Here is a 24449-nt window from a genome sequence, read left to right as displayed (position 1 = left end):
CGACTACTGGGCGCGGTTTTTACTTACCCGATGGCGGCGCAGTAATACTCACCTTGCTGCGCGAGCTGCATGCGCATTCCGAATGCGGCGGTAAGCATCTCACTATTCAACACATGGGCTTTCGTTCCTTCACTTAATGTCTTGCCGTCCTTCAGCAAGAGAATGTGGTCGATCTCAGGCAGGATTTCCTCCACATGGTGGGTGACGAGCAAGAGAGTGACGCCGCGTTTCGCCAGTTGGCGCAGGCTTTCCAGAAAGCGTCGCCGGCTGGCGGGATCCAGGCCGGTACAGGGCTCATCAAGCAGTAAGGCCCGAGGCCGATGTACCAGCGCCCGTGCGATTAGCACGCGTCGCGCTTCGCCCGTGGACAAGGTGGCCATCTCGCGCCCGATCAACGCCGTTGCTTCCATTTGCGCCAGCGATTCCAGCGCACGCTCACGCATGGCATGAGTGACTTGGTGGTCGAGACCCAAGCCACGCGCGGCGAAGAAACCGGAGACCACGGTATCGAATACCTCCAGCGGGGAATCGCTGGTGTAATCCAGATGAACCGTGGGGGATACGATGCCGATCAAACTGCGCAACTCAGTTACATCCCACCGATCGCGTCCAAAAATTTTGACGGCCGACGATCCGTCGCGGCGGGCGAGCGGATAAAGCTGGCGTGAGATCAGGCGGATCAGCGTGGATTTACCCGAGCCGTTTGCACCGAGTATTGCGGTGTGCTGCCCGGTATCGATGCGAAGGTTGAGTCGGTCCAGGATCAACCGCTCGCCGCGCATGACGCTGGCTTCGCGGATGTCCAACAGAGGAGTTGATTCAGGGTGCAGGCTATCAGGGCTCATTTCCAAACCTTGCCTGCAACAGACATCTCTGGCAAGTCATGGACGTACAGACGTCCAAATCGTTATCTGCCTGGTCTGGCCTATTGTGTTTGCTGCTCGATCTGCTTGGCTTGAGCGGCAGCTTGCTTATCGACCATTTTCTGCACGTCTTTGGCGCGTTGTTCGTCCTGTTTCATGCCATCCCACGGTGCTGAGGGTTGCGTCGCCGCGGCCTTCGGGTCGGATTGCGGAGCCGGCGGCTTGTTGCTGCAAGCGGCGAGGGTGAGCAGGCACAGCAATGAAATGGCTACTTTCATGACATGACCTCCATAAGCAAGCTTGCAAGTGTCCCGCCATACGAGGCCATGGACAAGTCGTTCGTGTAAGCTTTATGCATGAACAGTCGAATCGATGCTTGGCAATTGCAAGGCCATACCGCGCTTATCACGGGGGCCAGCAAAGGCATTGGCTATGCGGCAGCCCGCGAGCTGGCGGGACTGGGCGCAAGCCTTCTGCTGGTTGCGCGGGAGGATGATTATCTCGAACAAGTACGCGTGGAATTGGCAGACGATTATCCTGACATCGACATATTGGCTTTCGCAGCCGACCTGAGCGATGAGGAAGATCGGCTGTCGGTATTCGACTGGGTGGCCGATCTCGATCTGGCTCCTTCGCTTCTAGTGAACAATGCTGGCGGGAATACGCCCAAGGCGACCCTCGACTATGACGAGGACGAATACCGCGCCATTTTCGAACACAACCTGTTCTCCGCATACGAAATGTGCCGGCTCGCGCATCCGTACCTGGCTCAGCATGGGAATGCGGCGATCGTCAATGTTGGATCGGTGTCGGGCATCACGCACGTGCGTACCGGTTCTCCTTACGGCATGACCAAGGCGGCCTTGCATCAGCTCACGCGCAACCTGGCTGCGGAATGGGCAGTGGATGGCATTCGGGTCAATGCTGTTGCGCCCTGGTACATCCGCACCCAGCGTTCCGAACCTGCCCTGGCCGATTCGGATTATCTTGACGAGGTATTGGATCGCACCCCCCTGCGGCGTATTGGCGAACCGGAAGAGGTCGCTGCGGCCATCGCTTTCCTCTGCCTGCCCGCGGCTAGCTATATCACTGGACAAGTGTTGGCGGTGGACGGCGGGTTTCTTAATTATGGCTTTTAAATCCGGCTCGCGCGGAAGATATGTCAACGAATCACTTCGTGTGACTTTTCCACAGTTGCTGGGGAAAGCTTGGTGGCAAACCTGTGGACAACGCCTGGCTGCACTTGCCTGACAGACACTTGCATCACCTTGCTTAGATCTTGCGCAGACGTGACGTGCTCAGCAATGACTGAGCTGGGCGAGTAATGCCTTCTCACGCTCAAGCAGGGGCGGCTGATCGCTTTTGAAAGCGCGCGATAGCTTCTGCTCGTTCTCGTTGTACTGGTCGCGTAACGCGGAGCAGGTGTCCTCCGGTGTCATGGGCACGCATTGATCCTGCACGAGCACATAGTGGCTGGCGATCATGGCCGCATTCGGCTGGACGCGGCCCGGAGCGATATGACCAAGGGGCGTGGGGATGATGCCGGTCATGGCGAGAGGGGCGTAGTAGGGCGGTGGATTGCCATGATTACTGAGATAGGAGGCGTGATCGGTGGCCCGGTAGCAGCGATACATCGTAGGTGGTGGTGTCGGAGGCGGCACCCGTGGCGGCGGAGCAACGGCGATATGAGGAGTAGAACTGCCCGGCTCCGGCGCCGGTACCGGCGATGACGGGAGTGTGCTGTCCTCAAGCTGCATGGTCTGCTGTTGCTGACCATAAGCACACGGGGTGCCCTGATAGACGACCTGGCCGTTGGTTGCGCTGCACTTATATACCGTGATGCTGTTGGCGTGCGCCGGTGCAAGCCACGCCCATGTCGGCAAAGCGACCGTCAGGATAAAGACTGTGGCAAGAAGAGACCTCACAAGAGGATTCTAGTTCTTCAGGCAGGCCTCGCCCATGCTGCCATCCGCACCTAGGCTTTCCGTCCTTCTCGATCAGAATTCCGCATGATGCTCTTCGGCGGCAAAGCCGACCGTTACAGCACCTTCGCCCACATTCACCATGCCGGTGATGCTCATCGGAGCTTGCATCAGCGTCACGCCGTTGGCTTCACAAGCTTCGGCAAGTTGCGCGTAGCCAGGCAGTTTTGGCAGTTCCGACAGGTCACCGCCGTAAGCAGTGCAGACCACCGGCACCAGTAATCCCGCACGTACCCTTTCGGAGGCATAGGTGAACAGGGTTTCGCAACCATGCTCCCAACCTCGCACCTTGCCGACGGGGCTCGTTTCTCCGCGATAGCCGCGCAAAAGAGGCTTGATGTCGAGCGTGGAACCCAGCACAGCACTGAACAGCCCAACGCTGCGGTCGCCTTTCTTCTTGGCACGGGCACGCAGGTAATAAAGATCCCGCGGCAACATATAGCCATAGGAGTTCTCGGCGATGTACGCCACGCGCTCACGAATCGCGGCAGGCGTTTCGTTGGCCTGGATCAGACGCACGGCCTCCACAACGCAAGGCGCAGATCCGGCGAACAGACTGCGTGTATCGATGACGCGCATCAGGAACGGACCGGTCAGACCCGCGGGCTCGCGAACCCGGCGATAGTTCTTCAGCACGGCAAAGCTGGCTTTCACGACATGGTCATAGATCGTGCTGCGTGTCGCGGTGATGGTGAGGCAGAACACGCAGTCCTTTTCCAGCACCAGTTGTTCCAGAAACAGTTTTTGCACGTCATCTACGGAGCAAGGTTCGGTCTCTGCAGAATGGCTGCGGCTGCCCAGTTTCAGCTTGAGAAAGCGCTCGATTTCAGCCGGATCACGATCATCCTTGAAGACGGATTCATCGACCCGCACGGCAATCGGCATGACGGCGACGTTGTGCCGCTGTAAAAAATCCCGCGGCAAGTCGCAGGATGCATCGATAGCCAAGCCCATTCGCATAGTTGCCAACTTCCTCACCTTCGATATGCGTGCCGAACATAGCATGTGGCCGTGACGCGTGATCATGGCCAGGACGCTGGGCAGTTTTCTTCTTCAACACATCAACGTAATGATCGATCAGGTGAGGGCTGGGCTTATTTGCAATTGCCAAGGTATGCCATGCAATTGCTGAGCGTGATCGAGCCACTTTTCCGCATTAAATCACGATTCAGATCATTAATTTCTTACGAGTAAGATATCCCCGCACCCACTGAGGGCGCTTTTTTTGTGTAAATTTTTACGAATTTCTTCAAAAAAGCACAAGATGAAGGGAAATGCATATGTATATCAATATCTTAATAAGAGTTTCGCGTGACCAATTCGAGCGCACCGTTTACGCAATTTATTACTAATTTTGCTAAGAAATTGTTGACACAAACGAAAGGCTTGCCGTAATTTCTTGCTGGAGGGTGCTTGCCGGGTCGTACGTGGTTCGAATCGCCTAACCGGGAGATTTGCAGGGTAGAGGGTTCTTGCGAGCAGGTTTTAGCGCCCCTTGCGATTGGGGCTGCACGGAGTGGGTCCGTGCAGTCGTTTGCTTAGCCCGTTGGGCTTTCTGGGGAGAACTTGAAGAATGAATAAGCGTCACATGACTAGCTTAGGGGCGCCCCGTCGCCATGCTCTTGCAGCGGCCCTAGCACTAAGTTTGGGCTTTACTGGTGTGGTTACGGCACAGTCCACCACCGGTTCGTTTTTCGGACAGGCACCCGTTGGCGACTCCGTAACGGTGACCAGCCAAACAGGCCTTAGCCGCGAAGTGGCAGTGGATAGCACGGGTCACTATCGCATCGGCAACATGCCGGTTGGCACCTATACGGTTCAGCTAAAGAAAGACGGCGCCGTAGTGGAGGCACGCAACAACGTGACATTGAATGTTGGCATCGGCACCGAAGTCGCCTTTGCGACCAAGACACTCAGCACCGTAACCGTGAGTGCCAATGAGGTACCGCAGATCGACGTGACTTCGGTAGATTCGCGCTCGGTGATTAGTGCCAAGGACCTGCAGCGTCTGCCGCTGGGTCGTACCGCTGAAGCTATCGCGTTACTGGCACCGGGCGTGGTGCAGGGTAGCGGTTTCTTCAACAACGCGCTCTCTTTCGGTGGCGGTAGCGCTACGGAGAACGCGTACTACATCAACGGTTTCAGCACTTCCGACCCGCTATCTAACTTGGGCGGCGTGGGTCTACCTTACGGCTCGATCGAGCAACAGGAGACCTACATCGGCGGTTATAGCGCAAAGTATGGTCGCTCCGACGGTGGTGTCATCAACCAGATTGGTAAGCGCGGCACCAACGAGTGGCATTTCGGCGGTCAGATGATCTGGGAGCCGCGTTTCTTGGAATCCGATCCAGTGAATCGCTACTACCCAAATAGGGCTATTCCGACCGGTTATAAATATGCACAGTCAGATCTGCCGGGCACGCTCTATCAATACCGCAAGGACGACAAACAATGGCGCACGGTGTATGACGCCTATGTCGGTGGCCCGCTGATCAAGGACAAGTTGTTCTTCTTCTTGTCAGCGGAAGCGGAAAAGGTGGAGGGCCAAAGCACAAATACTGTGGATGCATCGCAGGCGGCTTATTTGAAATACACCAACAAGTTACAGAAGTTCTACGGCAAGATCGACTGGAACATCACCGACAATAACTTGTTGGAACTCACCCATATCGTGAACAAGCAGCCGGCCGATGCCGGCAACAGCGATCCGGCAACCGCCAGCCCACCGGAGGTAAGTTCGGGGGAATACTACGCTTTCAACTATAACAAGCTTGGTACTGGCGGCGCGTTGGGGCTTTACCCCGTGTGGTCCAAGAACTCCACCACGCTCGACATCATCAAGTACACTGGTTACATCACGCAGGATCTGACAGTGAGCGCGACCTACGGTCGCAGTAAAGTCACGAATTTCACTCAGATTCCGGGGCAAAATGCTACCGATCCGTTCATCGTTAGCCCACTCAATGAGAACCCGGCCTACACGGGTGGTGGAGCGATTACCAATGACAACACGGTTCGCCTGATCAACTCGCCGAATGCTTTGAGCCGCACTCATGGATTGCGCGTAGATATCGATTACCACCTGGGTCGACACGATCTGGCCGCAGGTATCGACAACATGTACTACCACGCTGCTGATCAAGGTCAGATCACTAGCGGCCCTGGTTACGCGTGGTATTACTTCATCACGTCCACACCGAACGACCCGATCAACAGCTACTCCGCGGCACCTGGCTCTCCGTATTACGCGCGTCAACGCATTTTCAGTGATGCTACCAGCATGTCGGTGGCGCAGAAGGCGTACTACTTGGAAGACAAGTGGCAGATAACCGATCGCTGGCTTGCAGATATTGGCTTGCGTAACGACAAGTTCACCAACTACAACAACTCCGAACAGCCGTATGTGCGCAGCGGCAATCAGTGGGCGCCACGTCTGGGCGTGAGTTGGGACGTATTCGGCGATTCCAGCCTGAGGCTATACGCCAATCTTGGTCGTTACTATCTTGCTTTACCGAGCAGCGTGGCGATCCGTGGCGCGTCCGCATCTACTTATACCGATCAGTACTTCACCTATACGGGTATAGCCGCGAACGGTGCGCCGACCGGCCTGACAGCATTGGGGCCGGCCCATTCGGCGGATAACGAATACGGCATCACGCCAGACCCCAAGACGTTCACCGCTACCAACTTGCGTTCGGAGTATCAGGACGAGCTCATCGTAGGTTTTGACAAGACCTTGGGTTCCACGTGGACTACTGGCGCGAAGTTTATGTTGCGCAGACTGGAGAGCGCTATCGATGACGTCTGCGACATGGATAAACTGGCTACGAAGATGCAGTCAATGGGCTTGAATCCGGATGATTACAATGTTTATCAGCCGGGTTGTCGCCTCATCAATCCAGGTAGCAGCAACAATTTTCTCGTATCGCGTCTTGATGGTAGTGGGTACTCCAACGTAACCATGACCAGCGGCGACTGGGGTTTCACCGACAAGGCAAAGCGAAAGTATTACGCCTTGAACATGTACTTGGAGCATCCGTTCGACGGCAAGTGGCAGGCGCGCTTGGATTACACTTTCTCGCGCAGCTACGGCAATACCGAAGGCCAGGTACGTTCGGATATTGGCCAGACTGACGTCAGCAAAACGGAAGATTGGGATGCCGCTGCGATCATGGCGAATGCTAATGGCGTGTTGTTCAACGACCACACACATCAGATCAAAGCTTATGGCGCCTACGCGATCACACCAGAGTGGATGGTTTCGGGCCGCATACTAGCAACCTCAGGCGTACCGAAGAGCTGTCTGGGTTATTACCCCCAACCGGATACCGATCCAATCAGTTACGGCTCGGCCTACCATTATTGCTTTGGTTTGCCTTCATCTCCTGGGGCAGCCGGACGCATGCCGTGGAACACGCGCCTGGATTTGGGAGTGATTTATCGGCCGATGTTCGCGGGGCAAAAATTGGCCTTTGGACTGGATGTATTCAATGTACTGAACCATCAGGTACCCACTCAGTGGAGTGCCACCAGCGAATCCGCTTCGCCTGGCACGGTACTCAACACGTATGGCTTAGGCATGTACTACACACAGCCTCGTTACATGCGACTGTCGGTGTCATACGACTATTAAGTCACGTAACGTTTCTTGAGAGGAGCTTCTTATATACGCCTCGGTCACCGAGGCGTTTTTTATGAAAGTTCAAATGAGCTCAGTCACTGACAATCGTAGTTCATGCGCAACGAGATTATTGGTGTTCGATCAGCGATTCTGTTGCTTGTCAACCGCTTTGTAACGATGCAAAGCAGGGCTCAATGCGACACAAGGCAAACTCCGATGATCAACGCATCATGCCAGCTGCACCGCGAGTAGGTACAACGATCATCAGGGGGCAGTGTAGGCGGGCATACGTTGAAGGGGGCGATGGGTGATTAGGCCGGATGACTCAGCCAGGATTCGTGAAGGGATGCAGTTAAATGAATGGCGCTCGTCATCAACATGGTGCGAGGCACCCACCGCCGTTGTTACGCAATTTATTGCGAATAAATCGTAAATATTTGCCGTTGACTTGATATCGTCCAAACCCTTATTTTCGGGATAACAAGTTGCTAACCAGTCGTTAAAGCGAAGGCTTCTCGCCGAGCAATTTGTAGGGGATGGGGAAGATAAAAATTTGCTATTTGCCGGTTTTGGTCGTGGGAGACCAAGCGAATCACGTAAGGCACTGGCGTTTTTATCTCTTTTGGAATTTTTGCCGCTGGGGGATTATTTTCAATGACGACTAAAAAGTTTGCGAATGCATCACGCATGCCAGTTCGCCATACCGCGCTGGCTATCGCAGTTGCGATGGGTTTTGGGTTTTCCGGGCAGGTATTGGCGCAGGCCACTACCGGTTCCGTGTTTGGTACCGCGCCGGTGGCGGCTGGTGAGACGGTTCGCATTGTCAATACCCAGACGGGCCTGACACGTGAAGTAGCGGTCGACAGTACTGGCCGCTACGGCGCCAACCAGTTGCCGACGGGCGACTACACCGTTTCGCTGGTGCAGAACGGTAACGTGGTGGCTACGCAAAACCATGTGCAGGTAAGTGTGTCTGGTGGAACGAACGTGCCGTTTGCCGTTGCTTCGGCGAAGAACGCGCAGAACCTCTCCACCGTCACGGTGACGGCCGCCTCGGTACCTGCGATCGACGTGTCCTCCACTCGCCAGACATCGGTGATCACCGCACAGCAATTGAAGACTCTGCCGATCGCTCACAGCGCTGAAGCCATTGCGCTGCTGGCTCCCGGGGTGAACACGGGGGGCGCTAGCCTCGGCACGGGTCCGACCGGTACGCCGTTGCTTTCCTTTGGTGGCAACAGCGTCGTAGAAAACGCCTATTACCTCAACGGTTTCAATACCACCGATCCGATCGGTGGCGCAGGTGGCATCGCGCTGCCGTACTTCGCCATTTCCGAGCAGCAGACCATCACCAGCGGTTATGGCCCCGAATACGGTCGTTCGACCGGTGGCGTGATCAGCCAGATCGGTCAGCGCGGTAGCAACCAGTGGCACGCCGGTATCTATGTGTCCTACAGTCCGGCTGGGGCTGAAAGCGGCTACGACAATATCAAGTACAGCAATCCGCTGACGCCAGTGGGTAGTTCTTATTTGGCTCCCAGCCAGGGCACAACCAACTATGCTCCCGGCTACGGACAGATCGAAAGAGGCAGAAAGCAGAACAGCGACTGGGAGACCGTGTACGACGCCTACCTCAGCGGCCCACTGATCAAGGACAAACTGTTCTTCTTCCTGACGGCCGAATGGCAGCACGACAGCAATGATGGCGGCTTGGCAACGTATGGCATCACATCGCCCCAGGGTTACTATCAAACGACAGCCACCGACAGCCCTAAGCTGTATGGCAAGTTGGACTGGAACATCAACGACAACAACGTGTTGGAGTTGACGGGCGTCAGAACCCAGAGCAATGAGACCAGCAGCAACTTCTACAACTACGACTACACGAACCAGACAGTCGGCAACTTCTACGGAGCGGGGGTTCTGACCAAGAACACCTTCAATGTCGGCATCCTTAAGTACACCTCCTACATCACCGACAACCTCACGCTCGAAGTACTGTACGGCCTGATGGGTGCGGATTACTACAGCAGCTTCGCGGGTGGCAATGCTGCCCCGGTGATTTTTGGAGCGGGGGCGACTCAGCCGGCGGGCGTCGTTGTCCCCAATCTGGTTGATACAACCATTGCCAATCCGGGCCACACCACCAAGACCCAGAACCTGCGTGTCGACCTTGATTGGAAGGTCACCGACAATCACGATCTGAAGTTCGGTATCGACAACGTGCAGTACCGTGACGATGATGACGGCACCCAGATCCTTGGTGGCGGCGCGTACACCTACTTTTATGGCACTCCCTCTAGCGTCGTCGGTGGTGCGCCGTTTATCGGTGGTGCTGGCAACGTTGCAGGCAACTACGTCCTCGAAAACCTCGTGCAGCAGAACGTCACGATTGCGTCTCGCGAAAAGGCGCAGTACGTGGAAGACCGCTGGCAGGTCACGCCCAACTTGTTACTTGACCTTGGCTTGCGCAACGACCAGTTTGAAAACACCGGCCCCGGCGGTGTTGCGTATGTGAAGGAAACCAGCCCGCAGTGGGCACCGCGCCTGGGCGCCAGCTGGGACGTGTTTGGCGACAGCACGTTCAAGGTCTTCGGTAACGCAGGGCGCTACTACCTAGCGTTGCCGGCGGGTCTGGCCGCACGCAACTCTGCATTTGGCTCCATTAACGGTACAGTCGTCTATACCTACTCGGGCATCTCTGCGAATGGCGTGCCGACCGGGCTGAAGCCGGTTCCTGTTGCCTTAGCTCCGGGTGTGACCATTCCAGGATACTTCTCGGCGGATGGTGAGAATGGCGTCCCTGGCAATATCAAGGACTATGCCTCAACGAACCTCAAGCCGCAGTACCAGGACGAATATGTGCTGGGCTTCCAAAAGACTCTCGGCGATACCGGTTTAGTGTGGGGCGAGCAGGCGACTTACGAGAAGGCAGGCAATCTCGTTGATGACACTGACGTCCTCTACCAGGGCAACATCATTGCGGGCTTGGTCAATCCTGGCAAGACCAACTACATTCCGCAGGCCGGCGGTTACGCCGTGTGGAATCCGAACACGGGTGAAGGTTCTGTCTGCAATCTTCCAGGCGTTACATCGACGAACTGCGGGTGGCCAGTGCCGTCGCGTAAGTACTACGCGCTGGATAACTACCTGGAGCACAGCTGGGACGGTAAGTGGTACGCCAAGGTCGACTACCTGTTCTCCAAGTCGTACGGTAGCACCGAAGGTCCGACCGACACTCCGATTGGGCAGATTACCAATCAGCGCAACGGCGGATTCTCCGGTTCGACCACAGCCCAGTGGGACTTCCCCGACCTGATGGCATACGCCAACGGTGAGCAGGCCAACAGCCATCGTCACACCTTCAAAGCGTTCGGCTCTTACGCCATTACGCCAGAGTGGATGATCAGCGGCACGTACATCATTTCGTCGGGTGCGCCGAACGTGTGCCTGAGCGGTTACGGTAGTGAGATTATTCCGGACCTTTACAGCGGCCCGTATCAGCACTTCTGCGGTGGTACACCGTCCGGCAATTCACCTACTGGCGTGGGTTTTGGCGGTCAACCGTCTCCTCCGGGAGACAGCGGCCATACGCCGTGGTTGCATCAGCTCAACCTGAGCTTGACGTACACGCCGGCATGGGCGAATAAGCACCTCACCTTGCAGTGGGAAATCCACAACGTGCTCAACGAGCAGGAAGCGACGCTGTACTACACCCAGTACGCCGTTGGTACAAACGGTGGTGCTGGTGGCGGCAACGGCGGAACAACTTATTGGAACCCTGTCTACCACACGGCGCTGACGACGGAAACGCCTCGCTATATGGATTTCTTCGTGAAGTACGACTGGTAATTCCCACCGAGGATTCAGCGATGCCAAGGAAGGCATCGGTAATGGGAGTAATAAAGAAGGCCGCCGGGCAACCGGTGGCCTTCTTTGTTTCAATGATCGAGAAGCTGGATCAACGGCGCCAGAAAGTTTCGATAGTATTGGCTGCGCACGGTATCACCTCTTATGGGTTGGCGTACTTGCGCCGCACTCGCCGTACTGTGCACATCGCGTTGTGTTTGATGTGGCGAGAGGCACGCTGCATCGAATAGCAATTGGCAGAAGGCAAGCATGAGCCGTATCTGCGCTTCGGGCTCCTGTACCAGCTTCTCGTAGGCAAGGTCGAACACTGTGTCCGGGTAATGCTCTTGCCAATGGTGACTGAGTTTATGGTAGCCGTTGTAATAACTGGCGAGATCTTTCAGGTCGTAACTGAAGTAGGTGCCCTCACTGAACAATTGGCGATAACAGGCAAAACAGGTTTCGACCGGATCTCGATGGCAGTTGATGATTTTGGCGCCAGGCAACATGGCGCGAATGGCTCCGATCCATTGCCAGTTCTGTAAGTTTTTGTCGGTGAAATAAGGGCGCTTGGCACGCCAGCGGGCGGTGCGGGCAAGATAGCTCTTGCCTAGGCGCGCCCAATCTTCCGCTGTGGCGTCGGCCACCCAATACGGAAAGTCTTTGCCGCGTCGCGCGGATTCATCTTCGAGGATCTGTGAGAGATCGTTAATCTCGTTTGCACCTTCCACCAGCGGGTGCGAGGCAAGGATGTGCTCAACAAGTGTCGATCCGGAACGAGGGAGGCTAGCTATGAAAATCACCTCATGCCCGAGGGTTGGATCGAGCGGCGCTGGTAACGGATAGCGAAAGGCTTCGGCGATAGCGTCAACATGAGCATGTTCGGCAGCCGCATCCCATTGGATCAGCTTGCGTTTGACTGCATTGGCCTCGCGCAACGCTTCAAACGCTTCGCGGTATTTGTGCTGGTCTTCCAGGGCTTTGTAGAGACTGAAGCCGAGCAATACGCGCTCGTCGGGCGCAAGCTGCGGGTTTTGCAGTGCGTGATGGATCTGCTTGGCATCCATCTGCGTCAGTGACACGGTTTTCAGATTGGCCAAGCCATGCCAGGCGAGAGCCTGATCGGGCTGCAAGGCCAGCACTTTGCGATACTCGATGACTGCATCGGCGATGTTCCCGCGTATCGTGAAAATATCGGCCAACGTGTTGCGTGCAGCGATATGCCGCTCCTCCAGCTCAAGCGCGCGTCGCAAAGCATCCGCGGCTGCGTCCAATTGCCAATGTAATTTCAGTGCTTTACCGAGGTTGTACCAGTTTGATGCTTGCAAGGGCGCCAGTTCTGTGGCGCGGCGCAGGTAGACGAAGGCCTCTTCGGTTGCGCCAGCATCATAAAGCGCGCCCCCAAGATTGGTGAGGATGTTCGGATCATTGGGGAGTTGCTGCGCGGCTTTGCGCATGTACTCGGCGGCGGTGTGGTGCTCGCCCCGCATCTGACAGGCTATGCCGTAGAGGAATTGCGCGTTGGCAAAGCCGGGCGCCTCGGCCAGCACACGTTTCAAAGGTTGCACGGCCAAATCCGGGCGTCCTTGTGATAACACTTTGCCGGCTTCGCTCAGCCACTGGCGTGCTGCGGGAGAGAGGGAAGGAGGCGACATGGACTACCTGATATGAATAGTTTCAGAACTGGCGCCTAGTCTTGCATGTTCTTCACAGTAAAGAACGGCTGATGGCGGCAGACGTTCCGCTTCATCGGGCGTGCGATTACCATGGATGGCGCCATGCAATCTCATGAAAGGGTTACTGCCTTGATCTACTGTGTCCCCGCCGTTCTAGGTCCTGATGAGCTGGCAGCCATCCAGTCCAAGCTGCAGAGTGCTTCTTTTGCGGACGGAGCCGTTACGGCCGGCTGGTCTGCGCGGGAGGTGAAGAAGAACCTGCAAGTGACGCCGGGTACGCCCGAATACGAGCAGATTGCGCGCATCGTGCGTGAATCCTTCATGCGCAGCGGCGAATTGCAGGCAGCGTTGCTGCCGGCGGCGGCAACGCCGGTATTGTTCAATCGCTATGGGCAAGGCATGGAATACGGTCCCCACGTGGATACGCCGATCATGGGCAGCATGAGCAACGCGGTACGTAGCGATATTGCTATCACCATTTTTCTCTGCGACCCACGAAGCTACGATGGTGGCGAGTTGACCGTATTCATGAATGGCATCGGCAGCCAGTTCAAGCTTGAGGCAGGTGCGGCGATCGCGTATCCGGCCAATACATTGCACCACGTAACACCGGTCACCCGCGGCGTGCGCGACGCGGCAATTCTATGGGTGCAAAGCCAGGTGCGTGATCCTGCGCAACGGGAGATTTTGTGGGATATGGAAAATGCCAAGCATTTGACTTTCAAGCGTGAAGGCAAGAGCCCGGCTTTCGACCTGATCAGCAAATCCCGCGCGAATCTGATTCGCATGTGGGCGGAGACCTGACCTAGGGCATGCGCAAAAAGTGCGGACTTTGCTGCATATACATTGCATAGAGCATCAAGCTGTGCAATGTACCCTTTCACAGGCTTATCAGAGCTTCTTTTGGTCTGTCATGCACATACGGGCAGATCAATAACGCGGCACGCTAGGATCAATCTCCGCAGCCCATGCATCCATGCCGCCATCGACGCTGAAGACGTTGCTGAAGCCATGAGCGATGAAGCGTTCTGCGGCGCTACGGCTGGAGATGCCGTGGTGGCAGATAAAGACCAGTGCGGTGTCTTTCGGCAGTGCGGCCAGCGCCGCATAATCCTCTTCTTCAAGTACGCGGGCCTGCGGTAGCGGAGCCGCAATCATGCGGCCCTGCGCGGGACGTACGTCGATCAGGGTGATGTCGCCCTTGGCCAGGCGCTGCTGCAGCTCCTGCACACTCATCGAGCGCAGTTCGACCGTACCAGGAAATTTCAAACTCAGCCCCTCGCCCTGCATGGTGGATACCCAGTCGATCACGATGCCCTTGGCGCGCTGTGCGCTGGCAGGATCGAAGTGCACTTCGATGCCATTGGCAGTGACCACGATATCGTGGTCGCTGGCGGGGGCTAGCTGGAAGCCAGCGCTGTGATCAGGGCCGATTTCGAGATGCAGGGCTACGCCTTGCGCATCAGCCGTGCCAGCGCGGATAGCTTCGGCAGCCTTGTCGGTAATGGTGATTTCCGGTGGGGTGCGATCCGGTGGGGTCGCACCGAACAGCTGATGCAATTCGCCGCTGCCATACATCTGCCGGATGATGTCGGCCCCGCCGATCAGCTCACCATCGACATACAGCTGCGGAATGGTCGGCCAGTTGCCGAATGCCTTGATGCCTTCCCGTATTTCCTGATCTTCCAGCACGTTGACAGTATGGTAATCAGGCAGCAGTTCGTTCAGCGTATTGGTGGCGGCGGCGGAGAAGCCGCACATGGGCTGGTTGCGCGTCCCCTTCATGAACAGCACCACGCGGTGGTCCTTGAGCAGGGTTTCGATACGGTCGCGGGTGGTGGTGTCGAGGGACATGAGAGGCTCCGGCAAAGGTGAGCAATGATACGCCGGTTATATTTGGCGTGCGGTCGGGACCTTCAAGGCTTGCCGGAAAATGGGCTGGCTGCGGACGATCGCCCTCCCAGGGTGCGAGCGGAGGGGCTGTCGTAGGGAATCAGGCGGCGGGCTGCAACTCCTCTAGTTCGTGCTTCTTGCGTCGTGCCAGCGGTGCCAAGGCCAGCGCCGCCATGGGCGAAGGCTGGACCAGATCGCGGGTAGCGTGCCCCAGGGCAGTGGGCTGCTCGCTCCAGTGGATCAGTTCCATGGCGCCCGTTTCGTCTTCGACCAGGGCGGTGCAATGTTCCACCCAGTCGCCATCGTTGAGGTACACGACGCCGTCGATCGTGCGCACCTGGCCGAAGTGGATATGACCGCAAATATGACCGTCCATGCCGCGCTCGCGCGCATCGGCGGCTACCCGTTCCTCGTAAGCGCGGATATAGGCGAGCGCCTTGCCGATGTGCGATTTCACGATGATCGAGAGCGGCAGGTATGGCAGCGCCATGCGGCGGCGCCAGGCGTTAATGCGACGGTTGCCCCAGCAGATGAAGCGGTGCATGGCCTCGCCGATATGCAGCATCCAGCTGCGTCCGATGTGTTCGGGATCGTACTCGTCGCCGTGGCTCACGCGATAACGGCGTCCATCCGCGCCTATGTGAATGGCGTCAAGCTCGATACGCACGCCGCAGATGGACTGGCCTACCAGGCCGCGCAGCGCACAGTCATGGTTGCCGGGGATGTAGGTTACTTCCACACCCCGGCGAGCCATGTCGAGTACCTCGGCGATCACGGTGCCGTGGTCCGGATGCCACCATCGTCGACGATTCAGCGACTCAAGGTCGATAATGTCGCCTACCAGATAGAGCTTCTGGCATTGCAAATGGCGCAAAAAATCCAGCAGGTAGGCTGCTTTGCAGTCTGGTGTTCCCAAATGGACGTCCGAAATGAACGCACTTCGGCAGCGAAGGATGGCCATGGCGTCACTCCCCGGTAGGTTGCCGGGACCACAGTATGGTGTGGCAACGTCACCGAGCGATGGCGAAATGGTTGCAAAGAGATTGCCGTGGCTTGGGTGGGACGATGGCAACGCAGCCTAATCAAACGTGATCCGGAGGGGCGGTCGTCCAGCCTGGCCGATGAGTATGGGCAGATTTTGCCTTTATTCCATGCGTGGGCAAATATCGTGCAAGGCGTCTCTTCGCCCCAACTCTCTCCTTGAGGAAAGCGAGCGCATGCGGAGGAAACGTCCATGAACACGGCGGCTATCGCGCAACTTGCTCAATGGCGGCAGGCGGCTCATGACTGCTTGCAGCGGGGTGATCTCCGGCAGGCTAGCGAGCTGTTCGGACGTGTCCTTGGGGAAGCGCCCGACGACGTGGAAGCTTTGCAGGTGGTGGGTACTGCGCAATTGGCGACCGGCGACTTTTCGGCTGCAGTCCAGACGCTCCGACACGCGCTGCTGCAGGCGCCAAATCTGTTCGTGGAGCGATTACGCCTCGGCATTGCCTTGGAGCGGCTTGGTCAGTCCCAAGGGGCTTTGAAAGCCTACTTCGGAGCCCTGCGTGCGGCGCAAAAGCAGGGACGCTGGCTCAGCGATGAAACCACCGCACCCGGCCTTCGCGACGCGGTAAAGCACGCCATGCGCTATGTCGACGAGGGACGGCCGGCATTGTTTCGAGAGGTGCTGGCGTCCTTGCAACAGCGTTATGGTGCAGCCGAGATGCGGAGGGTGGAACACTGCCTGGAAATCTACCTGGGTGAGCATTTGAGCGACGCATGCGATCCGCGGCAAAAGCCAAAATTTCTCTATTTTCCCGGTATTCCCAATCGGCCTTATTACCCGCGGCAACGTTTTCCCTGGCAGGAAGCATTGGAAGCTGCCACGAGTTGGATGCGCGATGAGCTGCGCGGCGTTCTAGCGCAAGAGCAAAGCCTGGAAGCGTTTCTTGGCGCTCCGCCGCCGGGCCAGACGCAGCAGCAGATGCTGCAATCTTGCGGTCTGCAGCCTGCGGCCTGGGATGCTTACTTTTTCTATCGGCATGGCAAGCGTTATGACGCGCATGCGGCGGCCTGTCCGCGTACCGCAGCATTATTAGGCATGCTGCCGCTCACACACATCCGTGATCATGCGCCGGAGGCTTTGTTTTCCGTATTGAGTCCCGGCACACACATCCTGCCGCACACCGGCGTGACCAATGTTCGCCTCGTCACGCATCTGCCGCTCATCGTGCCTGCTGATTGCGCTTTGCGTGTGGGAGGCGAAACGCACGTCTGGCAGGAAGGACGTTGTGTCACTTTCGACGATACCTTTGAACACGAGGCATGGAATCGCAGCGGCGAAACGCGCGTCGTGTTGATCCTCGACAGCTGGAATCCGGATCTCACCGACGTCGAACGCATAGCGATCACCGCTTTGATCGAAGCGATAGGAGACTTCAATACGGAGAGCGGTGAATGAGCAAACGGCCTACTCGTGGCTATAGCCAAGCCTTGTCATGATCGGACGCAATATTGGCAATACCGGCTCAAACATCTCCCGGTACGCATGCCAGCGGCGCACCGAGCGTGCGTAGATGCCTTGTGTGACCTGTGCGTAGCTAGGTGTGCTGATGTAACCCTTATTGCGTGCGTGGTCGGCGAAGCGGGTCATCGGTGCCGGATCCATGATGTCGAGAAAATCACCTAGCCGCTGCACCTGTTCCTCAAAGCGGGTCACTACCGATTCGTAGCGCCATTCCAGCACGCGCGGCGCAAATACTTCCACTTGATCGAACCAGTGCTCGAAAGCATGTACGTAGCCGTGTGCCAGACGTTCCAGTGAGCTGCATAGCACCATGAAGGCGGGCGAGCGGAAAGGCTGCATATAACAGCTCAGTAAAACGTCACAGGGATGGCGCAGGCACAAGATGATGCGCGCTTCAGGAAACAGTCGCGCGATCATGGGCAGGCACAGCATGTTGAGCGGATTTTTATCCACGAGCTGCCGTGCGCCGAGAGCGGGAACCACCTTGCGCACCATGGCAGCGTAGAGAGCTCGAAGCTGGCTGGCGTCTGTTTCCGTGAGATCGGCCAAGGCCGCAGGATAAGGCTGGTCAGCCAGGTTCATGCGCTCGGTTAATTCATGAATGAAGGCGCGTTCATCCATTGCACAAAAATCGGGGTGTGCATCCAGCATCTGTTCCAACAGCGTGGTGCCCGAGCGCGGAAAGCCCACTATGAAGACCGGGCTCTGTTTGCCATACGGAGCTGTCAGTGCCGCCCAGCGATCGCGTTCGCTGCGGCTGACGGATAGCGACGCCATCGCCAGTGGCTGGCTATCTTTGTCCATCAGCTCGGGCACAACGGCGCATGCCATGGCGAGCTGCGCTTCATGCGCGCGCTGCAGGGCCGACCAAGCATCACAAGGGCGTGATTGTTTGTCGCGTGCGGCAGCAAGACCGAATGCAGCCTGGGCGAGTACTTCGGCGTCCTCACTCGTTGCGATGACGTGTTCGTACAGCTCGCCTGCACGTTGAGTATCACCACCACGTGCAGCCACGGCGGCATGGGCCAGCCAAACGGCACAAGATAGTTGCGGTGGGTGTGCAGATAGATCGTCCAGCCGCAACGAGACCAACTCGGCTTCGGCCAGATCAAGCCGATTGGCACGCTCGTACAGCGCAGCACGCAGGGCCGCTATCCGTTGACGCATGACCGAGGCCGTATCGTCCTGTGGGAGCAGAGCATTTTGCAGTGAGCGAATGGCTGCATCTTGCTGACCCAAGGTGGAAAGCATGCTTGCTAGAGTAAGGGCCTGCTCGGCCGGTTGTGGCGGCCAGTTACCCGCGTTTTCCAGCATGGCTTCTTCGCCGGTATTGTCACCGCAAACGTGACAGGCATATGCGGCTTGCAGGCGAGCCTCAATAAGGTCGGGTGCAAGGCGAACCGCTTCCAACAGCGAATCGCGTGCATCCAGCCAACGTTTTTGTTGCAAGAGAAGAAGACCGAGGTTGTAGTGCACGTCGGCTTGTTGGGGGGCGAGCACGTGCGCGCGCTGTAAAGCTTGTAAGGCGGTTTGTGTGTCGCCAGTTTCGCGGGCGATCAGCCCCAGGTTATTCCAGTATTCGAAAGTGTCCGGTGCGATTTCGGTCAGGCGGATAAAAAGCTGCAGCGCTTCGTCCAATTGGCGTGTGGCGTGGAGCGCAAGTGCGCGTAGCAGTAAGGTGGTTTCACTATAGGCTAGAGCGGTTTCGCTCAGGGCAAGCACGCGACGCATGTCGCCTTGGTGAAACGCGGCGAGTATGGCGGCCGATTCATCGGCGGGAGATGTCGATCCGGATGGCGATGGATCCAAGTGCCTTATCTCCGTGTCATACGCTGCTCCCTCCCCGCCATGACGGGGAGGGAGCAAATCACTGCATGAAGTGAACCGACATGCAGATTCTGCTGTTTCGCTATGAACGTTAGAACTTCACCGTAGCACGTGCCCAGTAATAGCGTCCCAGCACATCGTAGGTTGAAGTGTCGACGTTGTAGTTCAAGCCATTCTGGTAGATCAGTGGCGGAGCCTTGTCCGTGATGTTGTCCACACCGAATTCGAAGCGTGTCTTGATCGCCGGCACGTTGTAAGCGATCTGTGCCGAGTGATACAGGATCGAAGCCATCGGGGCGCTCGCGCCGGTGATGTAGTCGGCGTTAACGTTGGTCAGATGATGGATATAGCGCGTCTGCCATTGCGCACTCCAATTGCCCAGCGACCAGTTGAGCGTGAGCGTGCCGCGCCAGCGGGCAATGTTGCCGAACTGCTGCGTATACGTGCCAGCGTAGTCGATCGTTTTGGCGCCTGGCTGGCCCGGCGTAGCGTCGTTGTAGAACGAGCTGGTGTAGGTGGTGTTTAGTCCCACCTTGAAATTGCCGGGATTGAAGCTGCCCAGGTCGAAGTGCGGAATCGCGTAGCTGGTGCTGAAATCCACGCCGCTGGTGCTGAGGTTGCCCAGGTTCACCTCTGGAGTGTTCATGAAGTAGATCGCGCCGGCTAGCGCGTTGTTGCTGGGATAGCGATGGATGAACGAGCAATATGGACTGCTGTTGTTGGCGTAGCAGGCGTTGAGCACGGTCTGCGCAGCCAGTGGCGTCAGCATGTCATGCAGGTTGATGCGCCACAGGTCCACAGTGGAGGAGAAGCCTTCCAGCCAGCTTGGCGAGTACACCATGCCGAAGTCGTAGGACATACCGTGCTCGGGTTTCAAATTGACGCCAGCCGGCTTGCCTCCCGAGTAATAGCCGGTGATTTGCGGAGTCGGGTTGCCTTGCCATTGCGTAGGTACATTTTGGCAAGCCGCTTGGTGAGCGGCCAAGGTGGCTGCGTTGAGGCCCACGCATGGATCATTGATGGTGGGGTTGGCAATGGTAATGCCGTCGAACAGCTCATCCAGGTTGGGCGCGCGAAATACCTGCGTGGCCGTGGCACGTATCAGGAGATCCGCGATGGGGCGATATTCCAGCGCGATCTTCTTGTTGGTTGTCGTGCCGGAGGTGCTGTAGTCGGAGCTGCGGATGCCGATGTCGAGATTGAGCCCATAGGCGAAAGGTTGTTCCGAAAGCAATGGGATCAGCGTTTCGGCATAGAGCTCCCGCACACTGAAACTGCCGCGGCCGGGGGAACCGCAGGCTTCGGCCAGCACACCGCACGTAGCCGTGCCCGGGTTGAGAATGGCATCCGGCGTCACGGTGTAGTTCATGGAATTCCAGCGGTATAACGCACCGGTGGAAAGCTGCATGGCGCCGGCAGGCAGGTCCCATAGTTCGCCAGAAGCATCGAACTGCACCTGCTTCATCGTGTTGGTGAGTACGTAGGTGGGCGAATCTACGCCATTCTGCAGTTGTGCGGTCACGGAAGGATCGGCCTGGTCGAAGATGTTGCCGCCTCCATTGATCACGGCTTGCAGATCGGCGATGTTCACTTCGTTGTAATCGACCTGCTTACGGTTGGTATAGCCGTAATCGAGGCTCGCATCCCAGATCCAACTGCTCTGGCCGAAATTGCCGCGCAGGCCCGTATTGAACTGCAGGTTGTCGGTATCGAACGTGTGTAGGCGCGTGCCCAGTCCGGTGAGGCGTGTGTTGATCACATAGCTGTTACCGGTGTAGCCCGGTGGCGTGCCGAAGGTAACGCCAAATGGATTGATCGGGTTGTTGGCTGCCACATACCAACCGTCGCCCGTACCGGTGGGTGCCGGGGCATCCTGGCCGGCAGAATTTGTACGGTTGTAGAACACATTGGCGAACACGGTGAGGTTCGGCAGGATGTGATAGTTGCCCAGCACAAAGAAATTCGCGCGCTTCTGCTCGGTCTGGATATAGTTGTAAGCGTTGTAGTTGAAGGTGTCATTGGGACCACCATAGCAGCGGTAATCACCGAGGCTGCTGCCGTTGCCACGCGCCAGCGTCACATAGGTATTGCCCGCGCCGTTGACGTTACAACCACCCGGCGAGAGTCCCGCCGGAATAAGGATGCGTCCGCTGGGAATCGTGCCAGAGCCCGCTGGCGTGATGACTCCGCTGGACAGATACAACGCGCGTTGTGAGAAGCCACGGCGTGTGGCCAGCACGGGGGTGTACTTGTTCCAGTCGATGCCGGCGACAATGTTACCGGCCTCGCCGCTGGCGCCAGTGGTGAAGTTGAAGCCGCGCCGCTGACCATCGCCGTGACTGGAGATACCGTCGTTGAGGCTGAACTCGGCACCCTGGAAGTCTTTGCGCAGATGGAAGTTCACCACGCCGCCGATGGCATCCGAACCATAGGCGGTAGAAGCACCTTCCGCGAGCACGTCCACGCTCTGGATCATGTTCTGCGGAATCATATTGAGATCCGCGTTGGATAGGCGCTGGCCGTCCACCAGCACCAGGGTACGGTTGGTGCCCAGGCCGCGTAGCGATACGCGAGAGGCGCCGTCGCCACCTTCCAGCGTGGGGCTGGCAACGCCGCCGCCATTGCTGTTGTTGGCGGGATTGGTGGCATAGCCGGAGACACTGGGCAGCTGCTGCAATACATTGCCGAGCGTGGGACTGCCGTTGTTGGTGATCGCGGCGCGGTCCAGTGTTACCACGGGGCTGGCGGTCTCCGTATCGACACGGCGGATCAATGAGCCGGTGACGGTAACGGCCTGTAGCGATTTGGCTTTGGACGCCTGTGGCTGTTCGTTGGTGTTCTGCTGCGAGGCGTTACTGCTGTTTTGCTGAGGTGTGGTGTCTTGCGCGTGAAGGATAAGAGACGACGAGGCGATGCCGACGGACAACGCCAGACGTACTGCGACGGACAAGCGATTGTAATGGGCTTGCATGGTGACCTCCCCGAATAAATGGCGAAGAGGATCACCGGATGCAACAAAAGGATGCCTGGCCGCTTCCCCTGCGTGGCAAGACGCGCAAACATCTAGACATCCGTCCTAGTAGTTTGCTGCACCGGCGTTCCTCCGTTGCAACTGTTTCAGGAATTTGACGGGGAGTAAACAGGTTCTTGCGAATAAAACGAGATTGAGTCGTTTTTTTTCACGTGACAGTGCGGCGGTTGTCGCCGATTGGGCCGTCAGGATTGACGTAGGGCGTGTGTTGCCACGGGGCGAATGGCCTCCGCCCACAGCGCGTATTGCGCGCCAGCGGGATGCAAACCGTCCGGGGCAACCCATTCGGCATGTTCGCGCGATAGTTCAGTAATATCCACGAAACCGGCGCCTGCACCCATCGCTTCGTCGCGCGCTATAGCATTGAAGGCATCCAACTCGCGCGCAATTTGCAAGAGATCGCGTCCGCTAGCACGGCCGAAAGGCGTTACGCCCCAATCCGGAATGGAAACCACTACGACGCGTCCGGGCTGATGGTCGGCGAGATGGATCGCACGGTGCAGCAGCGTGCGAAATTGCTCGCGGTATTCCTCGCCAGTTCGCCCGCGATACTGGTTGTTGACGCCAATGAGCAGGGTAACGAGGTTATATCCTGGCGTCAGCGTGGCCCGGTCCATGCCGGAGGAGAGCTCATCCGTGGTCCAGCCGGTCACGGCAACAATCTGCGGGTCTTCGATCGCTAGCCCCTGTTGGCGCAGCTTTGCCGAAAGCTGCGCCGGCCAGCGGTCGTCGGCGGAGACGTCTTCGCCGATGGTATAGGAATCGCCCAGGGCGAGATAACGTAATGACATCAATCAGCCTGATGCGGCGGCAGCTTGCGGTGACTCCTCTGCAGCCATGCGCTCCAGCACGCGCTCCATGCGGATGAATACCTCGCGCAATTGAGCCGGTTGCGGCAACAAGGTCAGGCGCATGTGACGGCTGTTCGGCACATTGAAGCTTGAGCCGGGCACGATCAGTACAGACTCTTCCTCCAGCAAGCGCAGGGCGAATGCGTTATCGTCAAAATCGTTTATGCGATCACTGCGAACGCGAGGAAAAGCGTAGAGCGCGCCGCCCGGTGTCACCACATCCAGATACTGGCTAGATGCAACACCGTCGAGGACAGCTCGCCGGGCTTCATGCAGGCGGCCGCCCGGCGAGGTAAGGGTGTTGATCGTGGGCGCATCCTGCAAGGCTGGCATCACGGCCCATTGTGCGGTGACATTCGCACAGAGCCGAAGTGCGGCCAACAATTGCAGAGCGTCACGGTATTCATGCGTGCGAGCCGCATCGCCGGACAGACTTAGCCAGCCCACGCGATAACCACAAGCGCGATGCACCTTGCTCAGGCCGCCGAAGCTGACGCATGGCGTCGCGCCTGCGACTTCGGCCAGTGGCTGGAATGGGGTGCCGTCGTAGAGAATCTCGTCGTAGATTTCATCGCAAAGCAAGAGCAAGCGATGTCGCGTTGCGATGTCGACGATGCGTTCCAGCAGTGCGCGCGGGTAAACCGCTCCGGTCGGATTGTTTGGGTTGATCAAGACCAGCGCGCGCGTGCGCGGTGTGATCAACGCTTCCATTTCCTCTGGATCCGGCATGTGCCGGTTTTCTGCAAGACAGCGGTAATAGCGCGGCACGCCGCCGTTGAGGATGGTGGCTGCGCTCCATAGTGGGTAATCGGGACTTGGCAGCAATACCTCATCGCCGGGTTGGAGCAGGGCACGCAGGCTCAGGTCGATCAGCTCACTGACGCCATTGCCGATGAAGATACGTTCGACGTGCACCTGATAGGCGCCACGTGTGCGCTGTTGTGCGGCAATCGTCTCGCGGGCTTCTTCCAGGCCCTGCTCATGGCCATAGGCTTCGCTTTCATGAAGATGCGCGGCAATGGACTCGCGTAAATGATCGGGCACAGAAAACCCGTAGCGGGCCGGATTGCCGATGTTGAGTTTGATGATCGGCAGGCCGGCAGCCTCCAGTTCGCGGGCACGACGGGTCAGCGCACCACGGATTTCGTAGCGCACCTCGGCGAGGTGCGAGCTGGGTTTGATCATGGCCAATGGGGCATCCCTTATTGTTCTCTCCGTGGACGATGCTAGCAGTGGAATAGGGCGGTGTGGTGGCGCAGCAAGGGAGCCAGGCGGGAGGACATGACGAGGACTTTTCCACGCCTTGCGACGGCTCGCCCCGCATGGCTGTCCAGCAGGCATAATCCT

At 57.7% G+C, this 24449-nt stretch carries 17 protein-coding genes; 5 read left to right on the top strand and 12 right to left on the bottom strand.

Annotated elements, in window-relative coordinates:
• Positions 1 to 23: 23 nt before the first annotated feature.
• Both AC4HNJ_RS04835 and AC4HNJ_RS04830 read right to left on the bottom strand, forming a co-directional pair.
• A complete protein-coding gene (locus tag AC4HNJ_RS04835) occupies positions 24 to 845 on the bottom strand; it encodes an ABC transporter ATP-binding protein (protein WP_490478391.1) in 822 nt (273 codons plus the stop codon).
• 80 nt (positions 846 to 925) lie between these two features.
• Positions 926 to 1141: a hypothetical protein gene (locus tag AC4HNJ_RS04830; RefSeq protein ID WP_490478390.1), complete on the bottom strand. Its 216-nt coding sequence runs from the start codon at positions 1139 to 1141 to the stop codon at positions 926 to 928.
• 78 nt (positions 1142 to 1219) lie between these two features.
• Here AC4HNJ_RS04830 and AC4HNJ_RS04825 point away from each other — a divergent pair, with 78 nt between their 5' ends.
• On the top strand, positions 1220 to 2002 hold the full coding sequence (locus AC4HNJ_RS04825; RefSeq protein WP_490478389.1) for an SDR family oxidoreductase: 783 nt from the start codon (positions 1220 to 1222) through the stop codon (positions 2000 to 2002).
• 159 nt (positions 2003 to 2161) lie between these two features.
• Here AC4HNJ_RS04825 and AC4HNJ_RS04820 read toward each other — a convergent pair whose 3' ends face one another.
• Entirely contained in the window at positions 2162 to 2788 is a 627-nt protein-coding gene (locus AC4HNJ_RS04820; protein ID WP_490478388.1) for a DUF4124 domain-containing protein, read from the bottom strand.
• 72 nt (positions 2789 to 2860) lie between these two features.
• The gene (locus tag AC4HNJ_RS04815) at positions 2861 to 3805 is read right to left on the bottom strand and encodes a DegV family protein (protein WP_490478387.1); all 945 of its coding nucleotides are present in this window, start codon (positions 3803 to 3805) and stop codon (positions 2861 to 2863) included.
• Between the two features lie 628 nt (positions 3806 to 4433).
• Here AC4HNJ_RS04815 and AC4HNJ_RS04810 point away from each other — a divergent pair.
• Positions 4434 to 7478, top strand: coding sequence for a TonB-dependent receptor (locus AC4HNJ_RS04810; protein WP_490478386.1), 3045 nt, complete (start codon positions 4434 to 4436; stop codon positions 7476 to 7478).
• A 476-nt stretch (positions 7479 to 7954) separates the two neighbouring features.
• On the opposite strand, the gene AC4HNJ_RS04805 is transcribed toward AC4HNJ_RS04810, so the two are convergent.
• Positions 7955 to 8155: a hypothetical protein gene (locus AC4HNJ_RS04805; protein ID WP_490478385.1), complete on the bottom strand. Its 201-nt coding sequence runs from the start codon at positions 8153 to 8155 to the stop codon at positions 7955 to 7957.
• Here AC4HNJ_RS04805 and AC4HNJ_RS04800 point away from each other — a divergent pair.
• A complete protein-coding gene (locus AC4HNJ_RS04800; protein ID WP_490478384.1) occupies positions 8154 to 11318 on the top strand; it encodes a TonB-dependent receptor in 3165 nt (1054 codons plus the stop codon). The genes AC4HNJ_RS04805 and AC4HNJ_RS04800 overlap by 2 nt on opposite strands.
• Positions 11319 to 11407: 89 nt before the next feature.
• On the opposite strand, the gene AC4HNJ_RS04795 is transcribed toward AC4HNJ_RS04800, so the two are convergent.
• Positions 11408 to 12970: a tetratricopeptide repeat-containing sulfotransferase family protein gene (locus tag AC4HNJ_RS04795; RefSeq protein WP_490478383.1), complete on the bottom strand. Its 1563-nt coding sequence runs from the start codon at positions 12968 to 12970 to the stop codon at positions 11408 to 11410.
• A gap of 123 nt (positions 12971 to 13093) precedes the next feature.
• On the opposite strand from AC4HNJ_RS04795, the gene AC4HNJ_RS04790 reads away from it, so the two are divergent.
• Positions 13094 to 13795, top strand: a complete 702-nt coding sequence (locus AC4HNJ_RS04790) for a Fe2+-dependent dioxygenase (protein ID WP_490478382.1) — start codon at positions 13094 to 13096, stop codon at positions 13793 to 13795.
• A 126-nt stretch (positions 13796 to 13921) separates the two neighbouring features.
• Here the strand turns inward: AC4HNJ_RS04790 and grxD are convergent, their stop codons facing one another.
• Positions 13922 to 14845 carry a Grx4 family monothiol glutaredoxin gene (gene grxD / locus AC4HNJ_RS04785; protein ID WP_490478381.1) on the bottom strand — a complete coding sequence of 308 codons (924 nt, stop codon included), beginning with the start codon at positions 14843 to 14845 and terminating at the stop codon, positions 13922 to 13924.
• A gap of 139 nt (positions 14846 to 14984) precedes the next feature.
• Complete coding sequence (locus AC4HNJ_RS04780; protein WP_490478380.1) at positions 14985 to 15845, bottom strand: UDP-2,3-diacylglucosamine diphosphatase; 861 nt, start codon at positions 15843 to 15845, stop codon at positions 14985 to 14987.
• Between the two features lie 273 nt (positions 15846 to 16118).
• Here AC4HNJ_RS04780 and AC4HNJ_RS04775 point away from each other — a divergent pair, with 273 nt between their 5' ends.
• On the top strand, positions 16119 to 17327 hold the full coding sequence (locus AC4HNJ_RS04775; protein WP_490478379.1) for an aspartyl/asparaginyl beta-hydroxylase domain-containing protein: 1209 nt from the start codon (positions 16119 to 16121) through the stop codon (positions 17325 to 17327).
• Between the two features lie 9 nt (positions 17328 to 17336).
• On the opposite strand, the gene AC4HNJ_RS04770 is transcribed toward AC4HNJ_RS04775, so the two are convergent.
• The 4 genes from AC4HNJ_RS04770 to AC4HNJ_RS04755 form a co-directional block, all read right to left on the bottom strand.
• Positions 17337 to 19202 carry a tetratricopeptide repeat-containing sulfotransferase family protein gene (locus tag AC4HNJ_RS04770; RefSeq protein ID WP_490478378.1) on the bottom strand — a complete coding sequence of 622 codons (1866 nt, stop codon included), beginning with the start codon at positions 19200 to 19202 and terminating at the stop codon, positions 17337 to 17339.
• A 109-nt stretch (positions 19203 to 19311) separates the two neighbouring features.
• A complete protein-coding gene (locus AC4HNJ_RS04765; protein WP_490478377.1) occupies positions 19312 to 22191 on the bottom strand; it encodes a TonB-dependent receptor domain-containing protein in 2880 nt (959 codons plus the stop codon).
• A gap of 245 nt (positions 22192 to 22436) precedes the next feature.
• Positions 22437 to 23042: an SGNH/GDSL hydrolase family protein gene (locus AC4HNJ_RS04760; RefSeq protein ID WP_490478376.1), complete on the bottom strand. Its 606-nt coding sequence runs from the start codon at positions 23040 to 23042 to the stop codon at positions 22437 to 22439.
• A gap of 3 nt (positions 23043 to 23045) precedes the next feature.
• On the bottom strand, positions 23046 to 24293 hold the full coding sequence (locus AC4HNJ_RS04755; protein ID WP_490478375.1) for an aminotransferase class I/II-fold pyridoxal phosphate-dependent enzyme: 1248 nt from the start codon (positions 24291 to 24293) through the stop codon (positions 23046 to 23048).
• Positions 24294 to 24449: the final 156 nt, after the last annotated feature.

This window comes from Dyella sp. SYSU CM1112, from assembly GCF_058216415.1.
Note: the sequence above shows the minus strand (reverse complement) of the source record. Positions and strands in the feature narration are given on the sequence as shown.